The sequence below is a fragment of the Shewanella surugensis genome (assembly GCF_023284005.1).
Classification (GTDB): domain Bacteria; phylum Pseudomonadota; class Gammaproteobacteria; order Enterobacterales; family Shewanellaceae; genus Shewanella; species Shewanella surugensis.
This window is the reverse complement of record NZ_JAKIKS010000024.1, coordinates 1-21836: the sequence shown is the minus strand read 5'-3', so window position 1 is coordinate 21836 and position 21836 is coordinate 1. Positions and strand designations below refer to the sequence as shown.

Here is a 21836-nt window from a genome sequence, read left to right as displayed (position 1 = left end):
TACCGATAAGAAACAAGCACAAAATGGCTCTATCATAAATGTTTGATTAACTTTTCAGTTTTCCCCATTTCATATAAAAAAGATTGTTCATATTGGCTTGAAGTCTCCATATATCCTCTTGCACAATTCAACAAAGGATTAAGGCATTGTTTTAAATCATCAATACTTAAAATCGCATCAAAATCAGCAAGACAATCAGAATAACGTTTAATGTCGTCAATTACAGTATCTTCTTTATCAACACCATACTTTTCTCTTAAAGATTTAATCGTTATTTGTAACTGTTTTTTAATATCAATTTTTTGTCGAGCAAAGCTACTATTAACGGTGTTCACATCAAAAACGCCCTAAAAAAGGCTAAGCAGCCCTCTAAAGTTAACAAGTAATCAATTATCACTTTATTTTTTTACATAGCTGATAAAGATTTCCCCGTAAATCATCAAATTCTGAATTTTCTTGAAATAATGGTTGTCCATTTTTATAAAGAATTACATCATTCAATGACCCCATCCCTCCATATAAAGACAATATTTTTATTGTGGATTCAACGGGCTGAACGGATAACTTTCGATTACATTCATCTAATACTTCAGCCCAACCTTCGACATTACTCAATCTAAGTAAATTGGTCATCCGAATTAATATTTGTTCAATATTTTTTAAATCATTCATTACAAAGGTTTCCCATTTAAAACTTCAACCCCTTCAATAGTCCAAGGTTTCTGTACGACTACCTGTTCAGTACCGCCAATAAAAAAACCACCCTGAGACCCGACTTCCCCAACATAAACCTGAGTACCTTTAGGGATTTTTATTTCAAATGCTGTGTCTATCGGAGATTTTGCTCCATTAGGCCAAACTGGTAATACAGCTTTATCTACACGGGTTTGTAAAACTCCCGAAGGTGCTTCTAAAGCAAAGAATTGACCTAAAGGCTGATCTGCCGTACCTGCACGATGTAAAACAGTATCCTTTTCAAGTGTAATGACTTTATATTTACCACCAGAAAACGTTTCAGCCATATGGTCAGGTAAAGGTCCAGGTTCTATTGCAGAGAAATTCCCATCAACTCGACCTAAATTTGTTTTTTTACAAGCTTCTTTAACCAACCCCAACGGATCCACCCATTCCATGGGATTATTCACGTATGAGTTGGGTCTGTTCCCTCCAACCATCCCAATAGGATCGGGGGTTAGATACTGACAGGAATCAGGATCATAATATCGGTGGCGGTTATAGTAAAGCCCTGTTTCAGCATCAAAAATCTGGCCTTGATAGCGTAAGTCACAAAACACAGGATCGTTGGCGGCTTGCTGTTTATTGGACTCAGGCGTAAACAAGGCTTGTTCATCGCGGCTATCCAACCGCGTCAACGGCGTGTCTTGCTCATTAAACTGCTTAAACGCCCCCCAGAGGCTTTGCTGGCCGCGCCATTTGACTTGACCATCCTCGCTGCACAGCTCGCGTGGTGTGCCGGCATGATCGGCTATGATGTAGTGTAGCTGGGGCGCCAATTCTCGACTGGCTTCATCTTCATGCGCTGGCTCTATAGAAGAAACGTTAACTTGTCTTTGTGCCAGAGGCCTGAAAGAGTCGGGTTCATAATACCATTGGGTGTTATCGGCTAAACGACCATCTGCATAGTATTGCTGCTGCTCAACAAGGTTATTACCATCCCACAGGTACTGTATTTGAGCCGGTTTATTGATCCTCTCTTTGGCGGCTTGCTGCTCTTGTGTTGATCCTTGTTTGATGGCTTGGTTGCTTTGCTGTTTAGCTTTGGCCACTCGCCTGCCGAAAGCATCATACTGATAATGCCAACTATCCCCACCTGGCAGTGTCGCTCTGATAAGCCTGTCTTCTTCATCCCATAGATACTGGGTGACTTGGGGCCTGAAACCTTTCTTATTGGTCACTTTTTCAAACACTCTGCCACAAATATCGTAATGATAAGTGTGCTCGCCTATCGTTTCGACGCGGCCACCCTTTTGATACTTAAGCTGCTTTTCAAGCCGTTTGGATGCGAAATCAATAATGTTATTTGATGCTTGCTGAACGGTTTTATCAGTAGGCGTGAGCTGGTTAACTTCAATTAAGTTCTGCGCCGCATCATAGTCAAATTGCTTAACGACTATTGACTGGGCTGAGGGCTCTTTATTTCTAAGAGCCGCTGAGGACTCTACAGAATCGAGTGGCGCTGCACTTTGTGCCGTCGCCGCTTCTGGCATGCTTGCTTGGTGGGTAATTTGGCCATTAGCGTTGTGGGTAAATTGACTGCTGCCCCAATGGGTTTCATCTATGGCGCTGATGCGTGCCAATGCGTCGTATTGATAGTGGCGCTGTAATGTCCGCGCACCTTGGGGCTTGGTTGGCCCTAAATAATAGGCATCAGCTTGTTCTGCGAACTTGTTGGCCTCAGAGCCTCCCGCCACCAATTGCTGCGTGGCCAATTCCTGAGTGAGTAAGTCGCCGCCCAGACTCCACGCTTGGGCTAAATGAAAGCCTTGCTGGTTTTGTCTGGACACTTCAAAGCCTTGACTGTTGTGTTTAAATTGCAACGCTTGATGATCGCTAATTTGTACACCAGTGAGTAAGCCTTGTTGATGCGTGAGTTGCATTTGATAGGGGCTGTTTATGAGTGAACGCTCAGGGCTGTCATTATCTAAGGGCCGCTCAAGGCTGTTGATCGCGACACGCTCACCACTGGCACTATATTCACTGCTGATGGTTTGACCGTTGATCCGTTCGAGAATACGTTGCCCCCCAAGATTGTATTCATACTCAACGACCACTTTTTTACTTTTTTCAGCCTCTAATGGACCAGTCTCTATTTGTGGAGCGTTTCTTTCAGAAGCTGTGGCACCTTTATAGCGACTATCATCCACCGTGGCCTTGATCAGCTGCGAGGCGTCATCGTATTCAAAAAAGGTATTGCTGGTAATCCGATACTCACTTTCAAGTGCTAACTGGCTTGCTGCAACTTTGTTATTGCTAGCCAATTTATGCGTATTTTGCAATTGCAGCGCTTGCTTTTGCGTTAGGCGACCAAGGACATCGTAATAAAAAAGCAGTTGTGCACCATCGGGGGCAATGCGTTTTTCCACTCGGCCTAAGGGATCGTATTCAAACTGTGTCTTGCGGCCATCAAAATGCCGCTCTTCCGTTATTTGACCTAATTCGTTGTAATGGTAGCGCCATTGGTGGTTTTGGCTATTAATAACACCGGCAAACTGCCCTTCACCGTTATACAGATAACGCGTGGTATGCCCAAGTGGATCCGTTGTGGCCATTAAACTGTCAAAGGCACCATACTCATAACCATAAACTTGGCCTAAGGGATCGACCACCTTAATGAGGTTGCCTTCAACGTCATAATCAAAACGCTGCTCACTGCCATCTTCAAACACCACATGACTCGGCTGAAGCTTATCCTGTTCGTAATGCCAGCGCCTAACTAAGGTTTGCTGAGACGCTGCTTCATTAAGAGCAGCTGAAGGCTCTGGGTCGGATAAGTGAGTGCTGCGTTCTGTTAAGCGCCCTAATACATCGTATTGAAAACGCAAACGATGGCCAAATGGGGGGATCACTTGGCTCATTTGCCCGTTTTCATTAAAACTAAACTGCGTTTGCAGGCCATCGGGCTGGGTTTGTCGGGTTAACTGGCCTTGCTTGTCGTACTCAAACTGCCAACGACGCCCGAGAGGATCACTTGATTTGATCAGGTTTTGCTGTGTATCGTATTCATATTGCCAACGAGCCCCTAAGGGGTTAGTGACACTAATGAGCTGACCATTATCATCATATTCATACACATGCTCACTGCCATCGGCAGCGATAATACTGCTGACTTGCCCCCAGTCATCATAAACATATTCAGTGCGCTCATCCAGCGCATTGGTTTCACTGATCAGTTGATTGTTTTGCCACTGGGATAAGGTCACATACCCTTTAGCATCGATATGTTTAACAATGTTATTGCGCTCATCGCGGTAATAGCACTGAATACCTTTATGCGGGTTTTTATAATAAACAATTGCATTGTCATCGTCATAGCGAATTTGATCTTGCCAGCGACCGTTGCTTGCTCGCGTGCTTAAGGCGCGATTGAACTCATCATAAGTATGCTCTACCCAGGTTTCCCCTAAATCAGACCACTTAAGTAAGTTATCTTGCTTGTCGTACTCATAATCAAAATTATTACCCGCATCGCTACGTACCGATATGAGTTGCCCTGCACGGTTATAGTTAAAACGGGTTAAGGTTTTTAACGGTTGCTGGTTTTCATCACATAAAATGAGCTTGGTGATAAGGCCATCTTGTGACTCGACGTTAACCTGTTGTTTGTTATCACTGAGTTTAACCCACTCCAGCTTGCCATTATCATAAATAAAGCACAGTTCATGGCCATAGCTATCACGAATATGGCTCAGTGATAAGTGGTGCTTTTCTAATGTTTCAACAGTCCCACTCTCAGCAAGTGTATTGATATCGCTGTCATCATCTTCATCCTCAACTGGATAAATCGGCTGCTCGCTATCAAACCCCAAATACGTGCCATCGAGGTGACGCATGACAAGCTGCCCGGTTTGACGCATTAAGCGCCATGCTGGCATATGGGCTGCACGCTTTTCCTCACCATCGGCAGGCAAGGGATAATGGGCTTTGGCGCCTTTATCATCGATAAAAGTAACGATGCCATTATCAACCTCTAGGCACATATCCCAATAACTGCGCCACGTATGGCCCAGCAAACCCGTCATTTTATCTTGGTCAGAATGGTAAAAACGTTTATGAATAAGCGGTGCTAATCCAGACAAAGTGAAGTCGGTACGCCACTCCACCACATTGCCAGTGGCCATATCGATAGGATCGCCCTCACACTGAGTCGCCTTCACGACTGGCTCAGTAGCATTTTTTTCCTTGGCAATCGTGTCCTTGGTTTTCTTTGTATCAGTCTGTGTCCCTTGCTCAATAAAATCTAATCCCGCTCCAAACGTACCCGCTAGCGGCGCCAGCATGGGCTCAAACTGCAGCATAGGCGCATGGGATTTAGCCGCGCCTTCGGCGCATTTGTGCGCTGGCGATTGATAAGGCGTATCACCAATGAGTACATCGGGTGAGCCTGCGGCCACTTTACCGCCACAATCAATCGCATCATCAACGCGAGCAGCAGGTTTGCCATTAATGCTGACATTGGATGAGCCTGCTTTAATGCTACGCATATGAATGCCATGAGGCATGTTTGGACACGGACACATATGCAGCAGCACCATGTCACCTTCTCGCGCTGCCGGCTTTCCATTAATACTCACATCACCACTGCCCGCTAAAATAGGCGTAGCTGGCATACAGCCGTGACCTGCGGCCGTGTCCCCAAATCTCGCCGCTTTTGGCATACTGGTTCCTTTTCTTTATTCTGCTTATCCATGTGCAGGGTCATTGGGGGGAACACTAATCAGTTCCTCCCCTCTTTAACCTTGCTAACGCTTTATGCTTTTATTATTTTTCATGCTGTAGTGCCAACCCCTAACACTTATCGGCAGGCTTAGCGCTTATCTGCTGGCTCTGGCAGTGTTGGCTTGTTTGGCTCTTCCGGCTTAGCCGCTTTAGGCGCACTGCCTTTACCGGGCGAACCCCCTTCATTGATTTTGACCTTGCTACCCGAAATGGTCACGCCACCAGAATCGATTTTGATAAAACCGCCAGGGCCTTTAATCGTCAATGCTGTTCCCGCCTCTAAAACGATGTTGCTGGCTTTTAAGTAACTGTCTTTATTGACTTCTATTTTTTGATCGCCGCCAATGGTTTTTTCTTCAGAAGCCACTATCGACATGCTATGGGCCCCATCGACTTGCGTCACCATGCCGCCACCGATGATGCGTTTTAGCCCCGCAGTGACTTTTTGGATGAAATTTTTACCAATGGCTTGGTGTTTATCACCACGTACTTCTTCAATTAAATCCTTACCCACCGTACTGTGCTTACTTTGCTTAACGATGGCAAACTGCTCATTTTCGACCGTTAAATGATGATCCATGCCGGTATTCTCACGGCGCGTATTGCGCACAATAATGTCGAGATCTTTTTGACCATGGACAAACACTTGTTCACGGCTGGCTTCATCTTCAAACCTGAGTTCATTAAAGCCTTCACCTTTATGGGTTTGCGTTTTAATCACCGTACGGGTTTTATGAGACGGCAATACATACGGCGGTACATTGGTGGCGTGAAAAGTGCGGCCGGTGATGATGGGTTGATCCGGATCCCCTTCTAAAAAACTCACTATGACCTGATGACCAATACGCGGAAGCGCCGTCATTCCATATTGTGCCCCCGCCCAGCCTTGACTCACTTGTACCCAGCAACTGGCTTGTTCGTCACTTTTCCCTTCACGGTCCCAAGGAAATTGCAGCTTCACGCGTCCATGTTCATCGCAAAAAATCTCTTCCCCTTTGGGCCCCACCACCACTGCCGACTGTGGCCCGCTCACTAATGGCTTAGTCTTGGTCTTGGGCGCGGCCTGCCACGGTGTATTGGCGGGAATAACATGAAAGGTATTATTGTATGTCGTCGGCGTCGTCGAGTTGGCCTCTTCGGCACTGGCCCCTTGGACTCCCCTATGCGTGACTTGGGTGAGTAACCAATCGCGATTAAAGCTTTGATCGATATGCTCCATCAGGTCAAATTTATACCCCACACTGGCCGCCATGATATTACTCGAACCGCTGGCATCGAGGGCATCACGCCTTAAATACTCCAGCCTCGTTTGAGTAAAAGGCTTACCGGATTCATCGTCTTTATAGCGACCGGGAAAGTCAAAATGTTGGTAGCTTTGCGCTTGATACTCCATATCAGTTGCGGTACTTTCTTGTAAGAAGCTGTACTGAGGCTTTTTAAAGCTGGCATCTTTGAGCGCCACTTTAGCCACTCTAACTTGATGTTGAAGCTCAAAGTGATTAACAAAAGGCACATCCGAGACCCCGCCACTGATGACGTTATAAGGAAAAGGCAGGCCTAATTTACTCAGCTTTTTAGTGCTATCGCTGAACACTAAGGTGTGTTTGGTTTTTTCATGTTCAAAATGGTAAATCAGCCCTTCTTCTGCGGCTAAGCGACTGATAAAGTCAAAATCAGATTCACGATACTGCACGCAATATTCGCGCAGCCTTTTGTCTAAACTGGGATCGCAATTAAAGGCATGATCCGTAATGCCCATCTCGGTGAGTAAGGTCTTAATAATCGCCAAGCTGCTTTGCGCTTGAAAGATGCGGCTGTTATGCCTGAGCTTAAGTCGAGACAACGCGGGAACGAGGGTCACTTTATATTGGGTGTGATGATGACCGGTGTCGCCTTTAGTGAATTGACTCACAATCCCATTAATTTGGCGGGTGATTTCGCCATTGATCGCCCAAGATAATAATCCAGACTGATCCACAATGGACTCAGGGGTCAGATCACTCTTGCGACTCAATAACACTAATTCAACCATAAAGGGAGTAGAGAGCGCTTCTGTAAAATGAAAATTCACCACATCAAAACTGTCTTCATCTAGCCCTTTACTGGTAAATTGATAACGTAATCCAGAGCCTGCAAGTGTCATACTCAAATCCTTTTTTATTATTCCGTATACAGGAAAGTTATACCTAAGCCAGCTAAAGCCCGTCTATTCACTGGCTTAGGTATAACAGCCCATCAATAAAAAACTCGCTCAAAGCAGAGCTGATAACTCATGGCTTCGAGCAAGCTTTAAAACTTAAGTGATCACTTAAGCTTCTGTCGGTTTACGCCAATCATCAGAACCTGATGTGCCTGCACTTGTGTGATCCCAATCAATTTTACGATAGGCCAATGACACTTGAACTAATTGAGTGAAATCAGACTGAGTCGGGTCTTGGCAATGCGGCATATGACAATTGATATCAACAATGGTAGCGCCTTCTAATGAGGTTGAGAAGAAGTGCTCTTGCTTGCCTTCAATAGAGGTGCGATACCAGTTCAGTACAACCTTGTTTAACTTTTCGCCCGTAGACAATGCGTTATACATTAACGGTACCGCTTTGTTTAATGCCACGGTGAAAATGAACGGTTTATGCACACGCTGACCAGAAGGTTGGCCTGATTGTGGATCCGTTGGGACAGTGACTACATGCTTAAATTCTTGAACCAGCATCTCATCTTCGTGACCTTCAACAAAGATGTCACCGACTGAATCAGAAGTGAATGCACCTGCTGTAAGATTACCCTGTGTTTGGCCTTCGATTGAGATATAACATGGTGTTGGCATTATTTAATTCCTTTTGTCGTCAATAATGATAGGTATTTTCTGTCGACCCTTTGAGCACCAACTCAAAAAGTAAACATTTAAAACTCATTAGCATCTCTTTATTAACCTAATAAGTCATTTAATTACGTATAATTAACAGCACGAAACGTGCCAATTTTTATTCAATTGATTTAAAAGGGTTTGTATTATTTTCATACTCAGCTTGCGGGCAATTTATTGCCCAACTGGGCAACTTATTGCTCGATCTGGGCAATAAATTGCCCAGCCGTATAAAACCAACCAAAGGGACTGTAATGTTTTAGCTTGTTAAAATAATAGGATGAGAGGTGATCATTGGAGCTTTTCAATCCATATTGAGTACAACAAAAACTCAGCAACGGGTTATCCACACATCACCTCTTTCATGTTTTCGATTCGTGACAGCCGCCAATTCTAATTTACAACTCATACCACGAATATTAATCAGCTCACATTCTGCTCAGCTAAAGTATGATCTCAACAAAAAAGATGATATGTCTGTTACCAGCGTAACCTATTAATCACACGTTAATATCCATTATCGGAAAGTTGGGGGGGGGGGACTAAAAGGATCCGTTAGCCAACTGGGTCCAACGAGATAATCATCTAAAAATAGTGACTAAATAATATACTTCCCAACCTTTCCATATTAATCCTATAATGATCAAAGCTAGATCAAAGCTAGATCAAGCGACTAGATCGACTCTCTTGAAGCGCCAAAATCCGAGCATATCCAACTAATTTGGATAGCCTGATCCCGTTAGGGTTTGCCTTGTATGTCGTCGTGCAGGCTTCTGAGAAAGAGCTGATGATTCAGGTAAAAGCAGATGAGATCGAGACTCTCAGAGGTGATCTACTTACGAGCACATAGGTAGGGGCGGAGTCCTCTGTTAACGTTCTCAACCATCGAACTGCATCGATATGTTGCGACAAACGCTAGTTGCTTAGCTATATAATATATGTTGCTTCCGGAGATAGCTTGCTGGCTAATCGACTGCCTGACATTCTGGGGATAGACGTTTTTGCATGTACTGCTCTTGAGTTGATCAATAAAAATGTTAGTTCCGGATTTTAGCTTAATGATGGTGATCTAACCACACTAGATGTGCCTCATCCGAAGTCTGATGGCGTGACAAAAGTGTTCACTTGATTTGAACCATGTAAAAAAAGCCCATCATTGCTGATGGGCTTTTTTGTATTATATGGCGGAGAGATAGGGATTTGAACCCTACATCGACATGCTATAAACCCATACCTATCTTATTGGACATTCAGGCATAAAAAAACCGCTAATAAAATTAGCGGTTTTTTTATTTATTTGGCACAGAGATAGGGATTTGACCCTACATCAACACGCTATAAACCCATGTCAATGCGATTGGAGTACAGACAAAAAAATACCGTTGATTTCTCAACGGTATTTCTCTTTATTTGGCGGAGAGATAGGGATTTGAACCCTAGATGGGCTATAAACCCATGCCGGTTTTCAAGACCGGTGCATTCGACCACTCTGCCATCTCTCCAATGGAGCGAATAATATAAGCTCAGTGACACCTTGTAAAGCCAAAACGTTCAAAAAAGATTTAAGTGATGACTTTATCATCACTTTACTTAATTATTCACATTAATAACCTTTTAGAGCCGTTAATCTATTCTCTTTTTACCGTCAGCATGAGCCCATCGCCATATTCACTCAACCGCTTTAGCTCTCTTGGTTGGCCGCTAACGACTGCCTGTCTTTATCTTGGCTTTGACTTTTCTTTGAGAACATCGAAGCCTATAGGCCGCGAGCACCAGCAAACCACAAAGGGAATGCCCGCGCCAATCGCCATATTACGCCCAACCGCTTTAGCTCTCTTGGTTTACCGCTAACGACGGCCCGTCTTTATCTTGGCTTTGACTTTTCTTTGAGAACATCGAAGCTTAAAAGCCGCGAGCACCAGTAAGCCACAAAGGGGAATGCCCGCGCCAATCGCCATATACGCTCAACCGCTTTAGCTCTCTTGGTTTACCGCTAACGACGGCCTGTCTTTATCTTGGCTTTGACTTTTCTTTGAGAACATCGAAGCTTAAAAGCCGCGAGCACCAGTAAGCCACAAAGGGGAATGCCCGCGCCAATCGCCATATTACGCTCAACCGCTTTAGCTCTCTTGGTTGACCGCTAACGACGGCCCGTCTTTATCTTGGCTTTGACTTTTCGTTGAGAACATCGAAGCTTAAAAGCCGCGAGCACCAGCAAACCACAAAGGGGAATGCCCGCGCCAATCACCATATACGCTCAACCGCTTTAGCTCTCTTGGTTTACCGCTAACGACGGCCCGTCTTTATCTTGGCTTTGACTTTTCTTTGAGAACATCGAAGCTTAAAAGCCGCGAGCACCAGCAAACCACAAAGGGGAATGCCCGCGCCAATCGCCATATACGCTCAACCGCTTTAGCTCTCTTGGTTTACCGCTAACGACGGCCCGTCTTTATCTTGGCTTTGACTTTTATAGCCTCGAAGCTTATAGGCCGCGAGCACCAGTAAACCACAAATAGTAATGCCCGCGCCAATCGCCATCTCCCCTTTCGCTGCCCACATGGCTACAATGCTAGAGGCACCAAATGCAATGCTGATCTGGATAAAGTTTTGTAACCCTGCCGCCTTAGCAGCGTTATGACGAAACTCTTGCAGGGCACTGTTCACCACAATGGGATAAATACCGCCATTCGCCGCCGCCAATACCGAGAAAATAATCAATAGCGGATACAAGCTTAATCCTTGAAACACTAAAGTACAGATTGCAATCCCAGCAACACAGAGTGCAAATAAGCTTAATAATACTTTTAATGCCTTTTCTGCACCCAATTTGCGAATAATGATTTTGCTGGCATAGCCGCCCACAATAAACATAATGGTTTGTGGAATAAAGCTTAAGCCAATTTCTGTCGCCGCGAACCCATGCAGCTCCATCACTATCGGCCAAAGGGTTAAGTAAGCAAAGAAAGCACCAGAACACGCACCAAAAATTAGCACGTTACCCAAGTAACGATTATTTTTTAAAATCGAAAAATAGGAAATACGTTGCGGTTTTACCGCGCCTTTTACATGTTTATCGCTAGGCACTAATACCCAAGTGAGGAGAATAAGGGCAACCGCTAAACCTGTTAGCGTCAGAAAAATCCCCTCCCAACCCGTAATATTTAACAAAAAAGCCCCTAAAATCGGCGCCAGCGCAGGTGATAAGGCCACTAACGGCATCACATTAGCAAACACACCTTGAGCTTGTTCGGCATCATATTTTTCAATGACAATCGCTTGCCAAATCACACCGGCACTGCACGCGCCCAATGCTTGGAAAAAACGTGCTATATTAAAACTTAAGATTGTTTCACTGTTGGCTAACCAAAGACTTGCGGCGCCAAAAATCACTAATCCTAGAATTAATGCACCCCGTTTACCCATACGTTGTACCAGCGGGCCATAAAGTAATTGACCCAAAGCCAATCCGGCTAAAAAACTGGTCAGCGACATCGCCACGTTGCCTGGAGTGGCGGTAAAAGTGGTTTCTATTGCTTTAAATGCAGGTAAATACATGTCGGTAGCAATAAAACCTAACATGCTCAGTAATGCAAGATAAGCGAGAAACAATATGTATTTAACATCGATAACTGAATTCATAAACTAAAAAATCAACACAAAGGAATATAGCGTCGTAGTTTAATCATTTGCTAAAAGCTTGTGAAACGTTTATTTTTGAACTTAGCTATCAAATAATCTCATAGCAAGGAATTGCCGATAATGCTCTCAGAACAGTCACTACAACTTATCGATATGGTCGCTCGTGTCGGTAGTTTCACCGCTGCTGCGAATAAATTACACAAAGTCCCCTCTGCGGTCAGTTATGCCGTTAAACAAGTCGAAGAAGAATTAGGCGTGATATTATTTGAGCGCCACCATCGCAGCGTCAGCTTAACGGCTGCGGGCGAGTATTTTGTGAAGCACTCACGCAGTTTACTCACCAATATGGCTGAAATGCGCAGTGATACCAAACGCATTGCTAATGGCTGGCAACCGACCTTAGCGATCGCCTTTGACAATATTGTCAGAGCCGACAAAATCAGCACGTTAATCGCTGATTTTTATCGTACGTTTAAAAATATCGAGCTCATTATTCGCATTGAAGTCTTCAATGGTGTTTGGGAGTCTATTGCGACAAAACGCAGCGATATAGCCATTGGCGCAACCACCGCAATCCCCGTCGGAGGCGACTTTCATTTTAAAGACATGGGCGAAATCAAGTGGGCTTTTCTTGTCAGCCATAATCATCCATTAGCCCATGTTCATCGCCCATTGCTTGATGATGAAATGCGCCCCTATCCTTCCATTTGTTTAGAAGATACCTCCAGAGAAATCCCGAAACGCATGACGTGGTTACTGGAAAATCAACGCCGCTTAGTCGTACCCGATTGGATCAGAGCCATTAATTGTTTTCGTGAAGGCTTAGGGATCGGTTATATGCCGATGCATTTTGCCGCACCCTTCATTAAAACCGGTGCATTAATCGAAAAACAATTAGAGCGGCCAAAAGCGCCGAGTCCCTGCTGCTTAGCATGGAATGCCACCAATCAATCCCCCGCCATGGCTTGGGTATTAAATTACTTAGGCGACAGTAAAAAACTCCATAAAGATTGGCTAAATTAAAGACAAGCACAGAGCCTATAGCGGCTTAAAATTGAAATTTAACACACTTTCATTGCAACAAAGCCGCTTTTTCTGCCATTTTTGTATAGACTTTAATCAAGTTCTCTTTAACCTTGTCGCTGGCTAAGGTATGATTTAACTAATTAGCGGGTGATTTTGCAAAATAACAACGTTTTAGGACGCGTCCACGTTGTATTAATGCACAGTCCTTGCTTAATCAATCTGTTTTTTGGAGAAAGATATGTCACAACAAACGGTTTATTCTGCTGATCAGTCAAGAACGCAAGTAAACAAACTTTTAAAAAATACCTATATGTTATTGTCAATGACACTGGCCTTTTCAGCCGTTTGTGCAGGTTTGGCCATGGCAATGCAGATAGGGCCGATGTTATCACTGGGCTTATCGATTGGTGGATTAGTATTACTTTTTGTCACATTAAAGAAAGCCGATTCACAATCGGGTATTTTTTGGGTGTTTGCCTTTACGGGGATGCAAGGTGCTTCACTGGGTTACATCCTTAATCACTATGCGGGCATGGCCAATGGGCCGCAGCTTATCATGCAAGCCTTAGGGTTAACCTCACTCATTTTTATCACACTATCAGGTTATGCGATCACCACTAAAAAAGACTTCTCTTTCATGAGAGGCTTTTTAGTCGCAGGTCTTGTGATTGTCATCGTCGGTTCAATCGTTAATATTTTCCTCGGTAGTGGCCCGGTATTCATGGCAATGAACGCTGGCATTGCCTTATTAATGACCGGTTTTATCTTATACGATACTAGCCGAATTGTTAACGGCGGCGAGACCAACTATATTCGTGCAACGGTTTCTTTATACTTAGATTTTATCAATCTATTTATCGCCCTGCTTAACTTAATGGGGATCGGTAATAACGACTAATTATCGTTTAGTATTCTACCCGTTGAAGAGCAATCTTCCATGGGCTTGGATCCCCTTTAAAGGGCCCTTCAGTGGGCCTTTTTTATTTTGCCCTATCTCACCTTCCTTCAAACTGACCTCTTGTGATATCCATGCCTAACCCTTTAACAGACCTATCTAGCTCAGAGCTCTCACATAAAAAGCCAACCAGCCCGCACGATCATCAGTATTTTAAACTGTTTAAACCCTATGGCTGCCTGAGCCAGTTTGTACAAGAAGCCAAAAGACGCAAACAAGTATTAGGCGATCTCTATCCTTTTCCGGCTAACACCATGGCCGTTGGACGGCTCGATCATGACTCGGAAGGGTTATTACTGCTGACCACCGATGGCATGTACAGTTATAATATCTGCGGAAAACACGTAGAAAAAGAGTATGTCGCGCAGCTCGATGGTACGATTGACCAAGAAGCACTCACTGCATTGCAAACCGGCGTAGAAATAGGCATTAAAGGCGAAAAATACCTCACCCGACCTTGCCATGTCCAAAAACTAAACACAGAGCCTGAGTTGCCGCCAAGAGGACGTAACATCCGCGATGCCAGACACGGCCCCATCAGTTGGATAAAAATCTGTATTAGTGAAGGTAAAAATCGACAAATACGTAAAATGACTGCAGCAGTCGGTTTTCCGACCTTGAGGCTCATTCGCATTCGCGTAGGCACTATTCATTTAGGTAAGCTCATGCCCGCAGAAGTCGAGAATATTACTGACGCCGTTAACAATAGCAAGAAAGCGATCAATCGTTGAAGCTCAATCGTTATCAATAATAACAGCGCTGGATATCAACAATGAGGGGCTCAGGCTGCAAAAACCCCCCCTCATTGCGTATTTTGCGTTACCATAGACAGATTATTTTTAAGCAAACTGTTTATTCATGAGCAAATTTATCATTCAGGTCAATACCTCTGCTTACAGTACCAGCAGCAGCTATCGTGCTTATCGCTGCACCCAAGCCGTATTAGCGGCCGGACATGAGGTCATACACGTCTTTTTTTATCAAGACGGTGTCCTTAACAGTAACCAGCTTAACTCTCCCGCTAATGACGAATTTGACCTCAATGCGGCTTGGCAAGCATTAGCCCAAGAATATGCGATTCCTTTGGTCAATTGCGCTTCTGCGGCCCTCAGACGTGGCGTACAGTCTGAAACCGAAGCGAAAGAAAATGGCTATGACAACTGGAACATGCAGCCCCCTTTTACCATGGCAGGCCTAGGGGAATTAGTCACGGGTCTTGACGCAGCAGATAGACTGCTGAGCTTCTAAAAAAGACATCTAAATTTAACAGCACCACGATCAGATCAATCTGTAACCAGCAACGCATCTGCAACAGCGAGTCAAGGACGTTTTTAGGAAAAATCATGAAAAAAGTGACCATTATTTTTAGACGCGGTCCCCACGACAATGCCGCCGGAAGAGAAGGACTCGATCTTGCCCTGCTCAGTGCCAGCTATGAGCAAGAAGTCAGCTTAGTTTTCACGGCTGATGGCCTATTTAACTTACTCTCAAACCAAGCACCTGAACGTATTGGCTGTAAAGATTATATCGCCACTTTTAAAGCCCTGCCTTTATACGATATCGATTCGGTCTTTGTCTGCCAAGACGCCATGCAAGCGCTTGGCTTAGTCCCTGAAGATTTCATCATTCCCATCACACTCTGTGCAGCCGATGTCATTCAACAACAACTGCAATCTGCCGATCAAGTTTGGGTATTTTAATGATTTTACATCACATTCAACATTCAGCCAGTGAAGACAACGCCCTCGGCACTTGCCTTCGCTACGCTGCCAGCAAAGACAGCATCTTGTTAAGTGGTAATGGACTTTACTCACTCTTACTCCCCGCTTGGCAAGTCCAATTAACGGGCTATAGCCTGTATTTATTAAAAGAAGATGTCATGGCAAGAGGGTTATCATCACGATTATCAGCCTTTAAGATGATCGATTATGATGAATTTATCAGTCAAACACTTACACATGAAAAGGTCATCACGTGGTAAACCATATTGAATTTAACAACCAACATATTACCGTCGATCATCAAGGTTATTTAATCAATGTGGCCGATTGGTGCCCTGAGCTAGGTGAGATCATTGCCAAGCAAGAAGATATTCTGCTTACGGATGCGCATTGGGAAGTGGTTAATTTTGTACGTGATTTTTACCTTGAATATAAAACCAGCCCTGCAATACGGGTACTGGTCAAAGCCATTGGTCAAACCTTAGGCAGTGAAAAAGGCAATTCTAAATACTTATATACCCTTTTCCCCCTCGGGCCCGCTAAGCAAGCCACGAAAATTGCTGGCCTACCCAAACCCGCTAAGTGTATTTAATTCATACGCAAATTAACGACTATATAATTGATATTTTGAGTCAAACAATCGCAAATAATAAAAAAGGAATGAAGTGATGAACTTCATTCCTTTTTTAATCGGCTTTAATGGAGCTAATCGATACGATTTAACCTTATAAACCCAACCCAATGAGCAAACTGAAAATACTGATAATAATGATGGAAAAGAAAAACATCTTCTTCGCCCATTTTTTATCATCTTCAGCTGAAAAGCCAGCCCAAGCCAACTTCATCCACCAAGCACTCAATAGCAGCATCGAGGTTAAGTATATAACTCCTGCATAACCTAAGACATAAAGCGCGACACAGGCGACACTGAAGGCAACAATATACGCCAAACTATGCACTTTTACCGTCGAAATAGCCCGAGTCACCGATAAAATAGGAATACTCGCACTGCGATAATCCTTTGAGCGAAACACACCAATGGCGTAAGAGTGAGGTATTTGCCATAAGATGCTGATCACAATCAAGGTTAATACCCCCGCATCTAAATGGTTACTGACCGCGCAATAACCCACTGCCATCGGCATCGCACCCGATACTGCCCCGATCACCGTACCGTATTCAGTATGGCGCTTTGCCCACAGGCTATAAATCCCTACATAGAAAATAAAGCCAATGGCTCCCATAACGAGTGTTAACACGTTAATACTCGCTAAAAAAGCAAAGCCCAATCCCCCCAGTAACAGACCGTAGCTCAACGCAAACCAATCAGGCAACAAACCTAGCACCATAACACGGCCCTGCGTTCGCTCCATAAGCTTATCAATGTCTTTGTCTATGTAATTATTAAATACACAGCCAGAAGCAATGACCAAGCTTATCCCTATAATGACTTTAAACAGGAGATCACCGTGCCACTCTCCTTTTGATGCAAGAAAAAAACAGCCTATGACAGTGATAAGATTGCCCAAGATAATCCCGGGCTTAGTCACTGAAATAAGTGAGCTTAATTTTAATGCATCATGTTTATTCTGAGGTTGTACATGATCCATAATGAGCCTGCTAGTAGAATGACAACAACCAACGCGGTAAACACAAACGATTGAAAATTCCAGCCTTTTTCAGATTTAGTGTTTAAGTGCAAGAAGAAAACCAATTGCACTAACAGCTGAACAAGCCCAAAAGCAACCACTAATAAAATCAGTGTCACCGTCGGTACACTTTTCTCTACGACCAAATAATAAGGAATAACGGTCAACAAAATAGACAGCATAAACCCAATAATATAGGATTTTAAGGTGCCATGATCGGCGCCGCTACTGGTGACATTTGACTTGCTCATGTAATCGCCCCCATCAGATAAACAACAGTGAAAACACAAATCCAAACGATATCAAGGAAATGCCAAAATAAGCTCAAGCATGTCAGACGCGTCTTAACCTGCTTAGTCAGACCATAACGTAATACGCTATACATCATCACAACCATCCAGATAAGACCTAAACTCACATGTAAACCATGGGTCGCGACTAATCCAAAGAAAGCCGATAAGAAACCACTGGTTTGCCAACTGTGACCTTCTGTGATCAACTCATGAAACTCATACAGCTCCATGCCGATAAAGCCGAAGCCCAAAATAAAGGTCACAACCAGCCAACTCACCACTTGCTTAGATTTATCTTTATGCATGGCCAGCATGGCTAAACCATAAGTAAAGCTACTGGTTAACAATAAAAAGGTTTCAACCAACACAAAAGGCATGCTAAAGATTTCATGACCCGCAGGCCCACCAAAGGTGTTGCTGCTCAGTACGGCATAGGTTGCAAACAAGGTTGCAAACAAAATACAGTCACTCATGATGTAAATCCAAAAACCAAAAACGGTGCTTGAACTTTCATCATGTTCGTGATCATGGTCATGATCACTTTGATGCTGTTGTGTGTCCACTGCTACACTAGACATTATGTACCCTCAATTTTTCAGTCGCTTCAACTTCAGCTGCTGGAATGTAGTAATCCACATCCGTTTCAAAACAACGTCGTATAAAGCTCACAAACATCCCCAGTAAACCCAACCCTGCGAGCCACCAGATGTGCCAAATCATGGCAAAACCAAACACCAAAGAGAACGCTGAAATAATGACACCCGCACCCGTGTTACGCGGCATATGAATGTCAACATATTCGCGTGTCTCTTTAGGACGTTGTCCATTATTTTTCTCTTTTTCGCTCCAGAAACAATCACGATCCTCAACCACAGGGGTGAAAGGGAAGTTATAGTTTGCTGGCGGTGAACTCGTGGCCCACTCAAGCGTACGACCATCCCATGGATCGCCTGTGACATCTTGATTGATATGACGGTCACGAATACTGACGTACAATTGAGTCACTTGGCAAAGAACGCCAAATAAGATCAATACTGCACCTGATAATGCAACCAATAACAATGGCTGCCAACCCGTTGATGGATCATAGTGACTTAAACGGCGCGTCATGCCCATAAAGCCAAGTGCATACAATGGTATAAAGGCTAAGTAGAAGCCCGAAACCCATAACCAGAACGCACGTTTACCCCATTTCTCATCCAGCGTGTAACCCATCGCTTTCGGAAACCAGTAGCTGTAACCCGCAAACATACCAAACACCACACCACCAATAATCACATTATGGAAGTGAGCAATAAGGAATAAACTGTTGTGTAATAAGAAATCTGCGCCAGGAACGGATAATAATACCCCTGTCATTCCCCCAATAGTAAAGGTGGATAAGAACGCCAGTGTCCACATGATAGGCAGATTGATTTTCAAACGGCCACGAAAAATAGTAAATAGCCAGTTGAATATTTTCACCCCGGTTGGAATGGAAATAATCATAGTGGCTATACCAAAGAAGGCGTTAACGTTGGCCCCCGATCCCATGGTAAAGAAATGATGTAACCACACACTAAAAGCAAGTATCGCGATCACAGCCGAGGCATACACCATAGAGGTATAACCAAAGAGTTTCTTACGAGAGAAAGTACTGACTACTTCGGAAAAAACACCAAAAGCAGGCAAGATTAAGATATAAACTTCTGGGTGACCCCAAATCCAAATCAGATTAACGTACATCATTTGGTCACCGCCAGCGGTAGCAGTAAAGAAATGCGTACCGATGTAACGATCTAATGCTAATAAGGCTAATGTCACGGTCAGTACTGGGAATGCCGCAATAATGAGGATGTTAGTAAATAATGCCGTCCAAGTGAAAATAGGCATACGCATTAATGTCATGCCAGGACAACGCATCTTCATAATGGTGACAAAGAAGTTAATCCCCGTCATCAAGGTCCCCACACCGGCTATTTGCAAACTCCAAATGTAGTAATCGACCCCCACTCCCGGACTCGTACCGAGTTCTGATAAAGGTGGATACGCTAACCAACCGGTTTTTGCAAATTCCCCCACACCTAAAGAAATGTTAACCAATGCCATACCGACAAAGAATAACCAAAAGCTTAAAGAGTTAAGGAATGGGAAAGCCACATCGCGTGCACCAATTTGCTGTGGAACAACAATATTGATCAGTCCGATCACCAGTGGCATTGCCACAAAGAAAATCATGATCACGCCATGGGCGGTAAAGATTTGATCATAATGCTCTGGCGGCAGATAACCTTCATTACCAGAAGCTATCGCCAGTTGCAGACGCATCATAATGGCATCAGAGAAACCACGCAGCATCATGACAAACGCCACGAGCATATACATGATACCGATTTTTTTATGATCGACTGAGGTTATCCATTCATGCCAGAGATAGCTCCATTTACCCGCACGTGTAATAAGCACACCAATGATCACTACAACCGCAACCATCATCGCGACTGCGCCCATCGGTAGCGGATTATCCCAAGGGATAGAATCCCAGGTTAATTTACCAAACATGTTATTCCTGCCTTAAAATAAACTTATGATCTTCATCTTGCATGCCTGGCATCATGTACTTATGCACAATTTGACCAAACAAATTCGGTTCAACATCAGAAAAATATTGAATAGGATCTGCAATACTCTTATTTAATAATGTGTTGTATTTAGCTTTATCTAAATACTGATCAGAGGCTTTCACTTTATTCACCCAATCATCAAAACCTTGCTGAGAGGTTGCGGTAGCAGTAAATTTCATATCAGAGAAGCCTTCCCCACTAATATTGGCCGACAAACCACGGTAAGTGCCCTGCTCATTAGCAATGAGATGCAACAAGGTGGTCATTCCCGCCATGGCATAAATTTGTCCTCCGAGTCTTGGAATAAAGAAAGAGTTCATCGGGGCATCAGAAGTGATTTTAAAATTAATCGGCACATTTTCAGGAAACTCAATGTGATTAATCGTGGCAATCTGCTGTTCTGGATAAATAAATAACCACTTCCAATCCAATGCAACCACTTCAATCGTTATCGGCTTCACATCACTCACAAGGGGTTTATATGGATCTAATTCATGAGTTGTACGCCAAGTAATTGTGCCTAATATCAAAATAATGACACAAGGGATCCCCCACACCCAGAATTCAATCTTATTTGAATGACACCAATTCGGTAAGTAAGTTGATTTGGTATTACTTTCTCGATATTTCCAAGCAAAAACAAAGGTCATAACAAGAACGGGGATCACAACAATTAACATGAGTAATGTTGCAGTAATAATCAGTGATTTTTCATCGACGCCCACTTGACCTTTTGGATCAAGGGTCCCCATATTACAACCACTTAATAGCATAGTTAATGGTATTGTTAACCAAAAAATATATTTTTTACATATATTCATTTTACAACTCGATTAGAAAGTTTTAAGAGTACGCACACCTAAACCTAATAAGGACAGAAAGATAACTTCTGTATATTGCTGTTTGGTGTGTCATTTTATTTATCTATTTTAACCTTTAATGTTATTTACTTTATTTCCTTATAGGTAATTAACAACAGTAAACACAAAATATTTACACTAGAGTGTAAAGCTCCCATTAAAAATACAAAAAAAACATCGAAAGATTATCTTTAGATGTTGTTTTCAATAGGATTAAAGCAATAACCGCTCAGCATCGACATTAATAAAGCACTAGACAAACACGCTGTAGATCCATTAAAAACCCTATTTAAAGCCCTTATTTTTTCCACGGGGTAATATAGGGCAATCTGTAAAAACAATCAAAACAAAAATTTCGACACAGCGTATTTTTATCTTCTTTATTATGTCATTTTTCATAAAGACAAAAATCTTGTTCTTGTTTGTTTTATTTTTAAATATTAAAAGACAATAAACGCAACCAAATAAACATTCACACCCTTTAAATTAAAACAACGTACACAACTAAAACATTTTATTAAACAATGTATATCTTTGTTCGAAAATACAGAAATAGAATAAAACTTAATATATTAAGTTCATTGAAATAATATAAAAAAAGGCCTTTATTTATTACATTAAAATGAGAACATTAAAAAATAACATCTCATTGATCCACAGGGCGGGATCGCACTTTGTTAACAAAGATTGAATCTGCTGAATTACTGTGATCTAATCGCACCTCACTTTCTGAGAGGTAACCCAATGACCCTGATCGAACACCTTAC

18 protein-coding genes and 1 tRNA gene are annotated in these 21836 nt (G+C 43.2%); 7 read left to right on the top strand and 12 right to left on the bottom strand.

Going from position 1 to position 21836, the window contains the following annotated elements:
- Nucleotides 1-32 precede the first annotated feature (32 nt).
- The 7 genes from L2764_RS08185 to punC all read right to left on the bottom strand — a co-directional run bounded on the left by L2764_RS08185 (nucleotide 33) and on the right by punC (nucleotide 11962).
- Nucleotides 33-335: a hypothetical protein gene (locus L2764_RS08185; RefSeq protein ID WP_248939736.1), complete on the bottom strand. Its 303-nt coding sequence runs from the start codon at nucleotides 333-335 to the stop codon at nucleotides 33-35.
- A gap of 58 nt (nucleotides 336-393) precedes the next feature.
- Entirely contained in the window at nucleotides 394-672 is a 279-nt protein-coding gene (locus L2764_RS08180; protein ID WP_248939735.1) for a DUF6966 domain-containing protein, read from the bottom strand.
- Nucleotides 672-5396: a DUF6531 domain-containing protein gene (locus L2764_RS08175; RefSeq protein ID WP_248939734.1), complete on the bottom strand. Its 4725-nt coding sequence runs from the start codon at nucleotides 5394-5396 to the stop codon at nucleotides 672-674. Before L2764_RS08175 ends, L2764_RS08180 begins: the two co-directional genes overlap by 1 nt.
- 149 nt (nucleotides 5397-5545) lie before the next feature.
- A complete protein-coding gene (locus L2764_RS08170; protein WP_248939733.1) occupies nucleotides 5546-7600 on the bottom strand; it encodes a type VI secretion system Vgr family protein in 2055 nt (684 codons plus the stop codon).
- Between the two features lie 165 nt (nucleotides 7601-7765).
- Nucleotides 7766-8284: an Hcp family type VI secretion system effector gene (locus tag L2764_RS08165; RefSeq protein WP_248939732.1), complete on the bottom strand. Its 519-nt coding sequence runs from the start codon at nucleotides 8282-8284 to the stop codon at nucleotides 7766-7768.
- A 1450-nt stretch (nucleotides 8285-9734) separates the two neighbouring features.
- Nucleotides 9735-9825: transfer RNA gene (locus L2764_RS08160), tRNA-Ser, on the bottom strand.
- Nucleotides 9826-10735: 910 nt separating this feature from the next.
- Nucleotides 10736-11962 carry a purine nucleoside transporter PunC gene (gene punC, locus L2764_RS08155; protein WP_248939731.1) on the bottom strand — a complete coding sequence of 409 codons (1227 nt, stop codon included), beginning with the start codon at nucleotides 11960-11962 and terminating at the stop codon, nucleotides 10736-10738.
- A 120-nt stretch (nucleotides 11963-12082) separates the two neighbouring features.
- Here punC and punR point away from each other — a divergent pair, with 120 nt between their 5' ends.
- From punR to L2764_RS08120, 7 genes are all read left to right on the top strand, one after another.
- A complete protein-coding gene (gene punR / locus L2764_RS08150) occupies nucleotides 12083-12985 on the top strand; it encodes a DNA-binding transcriptional activator PunR (RefSeq protein WP_248939730.1) in 903 nt (300 codons plus the stop codon).
- A 241-nt stretch (nucleotides 12986-13226) separates the two neighbouring features.
- Entirely contained in the window at nucleotides 13227-13886 is a 660-nt protein-coding gene (locus tag L2764_RS08145; protein WP_248939729.1) for a Bax inhibitor-1/YccA family protein, read from the top strand.
- 131 nt (nucleotides 13887-14017) lie between these two features.
- Nucleotides 14018-14674 carry a pseudouridine synthase gene (locus tag L2764_RS08140; RefSeq protein ID WP_248939728.1) on the top strand — a complete coding sequence of 219 codons (657 nt, stop codon included), beginning with the start codon at nucleotides 14018-14020 and terminating at the stop codon, nucleotides 14672-14674.
- Nucleotides 14675-14801: 127 nt separating this feature from the next.
- Nucleotides 14802-15191: a sulfurtransferase complex subunit TusD gene (gene tusD, locus L2764_RS08135; RefSeq protein ID WP_248939727.1), complete on the top strand. Its 390-nt coding sequence runs from the start codon at nucleotides 14802-14804 to the stop codon at nucleotides 15189-15191.
- A gap of 95 nt (nucleotides 15192-15286) precedes the next feature.
- Nucleotides 15287-15643 (top strand): sulfurtransferase complex subunit TusC, encoded by a 357-nt coding sequence (tusC, locus tag L2764_RS08130; RefSeq protein WP_248939726.1) that lies wholly within the window; start codon nucleotides 15287-15289, stop codon nucleotides 15641-15643.
- The gene (tusB, locus tag L2764_RS08125; RefSeq protein WP_248939725.1) at nucleotides 15643-15924 is read left to right on the top strand and encodes a sulfurtransferase complex subunit TusB; all 282 of its coding nucleotides are present in this window, start codon (nucleotides 15643-15645) and stop codon (nucleotides 15922-15924) included. Before tusC ends, tusB begins: the two co-directional genes overlap by 1 nt.
- Nucleotides 15918-16256 carry a TusE/DsrC/DsvC family sulfur relay protein gene (locus L2764_RS08120; RefSeq protein WP_248939724.1) on the top strand — a complete coding sequence of 113 codons (339 nt, stop codon included), beginning with the start codon at nucleotides 15918-15920 and terminating at the stop codon, nucleotides 16254-16256. The genes tusB and L2764_RS08120 overlap by 7 nt, the downstream gene beginning before the upstream one ends.
- 133 nt (nucleotides 16257-16389) lie before the next feature.
- Here L2764_RS08120 and cyoE read toward each other — a convergent pair whose 3' ends face one another.
- Genes cyoE through cyoA form a run of 5 tightly spaced genes read right to left on the bottom strand, consistent with a single transcriptional unit; the run spans nucleotide 16390 to nucleotide 21030 of the window.
- Nucleotides 16390-17274 (bottom strand): heme o synthase, encoded by an 885-nt coding sequence (gene cyoE, locus L2764_RS08115; protein WP_248939723.1) that lies wholly within the window; start codon nucleotides 17272-17274, stop codon nucleotides 16390-16392.
- Complete coding sequence (gene cyoD, locus L2764_RS08110) at nucleotides 17235-17564, bottom strand: cytochrome o ubiquinol oxidase subunit IV (protein WP_248939722.1); 330 nt, start codon at nucleotides 17562-17564, stop codon at nucleotides 17235-17237. The genes cyoE and cyoD overlap by 40 nt, the downstream gene beginning before the upstream one ends.
- A complete protein-coding gene (gene cyoC, locus L2764_RS08105; protein WP_248939721.1) occupies nucleotides 17561-18184 on the bottom strand; it encodes a cytochrome o ubiquinol oxidase subunit III in 624 nt (207 codons plus the stop codon). The genes cyoD and cyoC overlap by 4 nt, the downstream gene beginning before the upstream one ends.
- The gene (cyoB, locus tag L2764_RS08100; RefSeq protein ID WP_248939720.1) at nucleotides 18177-20147 is read right to left on the bottom strand and encodes a cytochrome o ubiquinol oxidase subunit I; all 1971 of its coding nucleotides are present in this window, start codon (nucleotides 20145-20147) and stop codon (nucleotides 18177-18179) included. Before cyoB ends, cyoC begins: the two co-directional genes overlap by 8 nt.
- A 1-nt stretch (nucleotide 20148) precedes the next feature.
- Nucleotides 20149-21030, bottom strand: a complete 882-nt coding sequence (cyoA, locus tag L2764_RS08095) for a ubiquinol oxidase subunit II (RefSeq protein WP_283106949.1) — start codon at nucleotides 21028-21030, stop codon at nucleotides 20149-20151.
- Nucleotides 21031-21836: the final 806 nt, after the last annotated feature.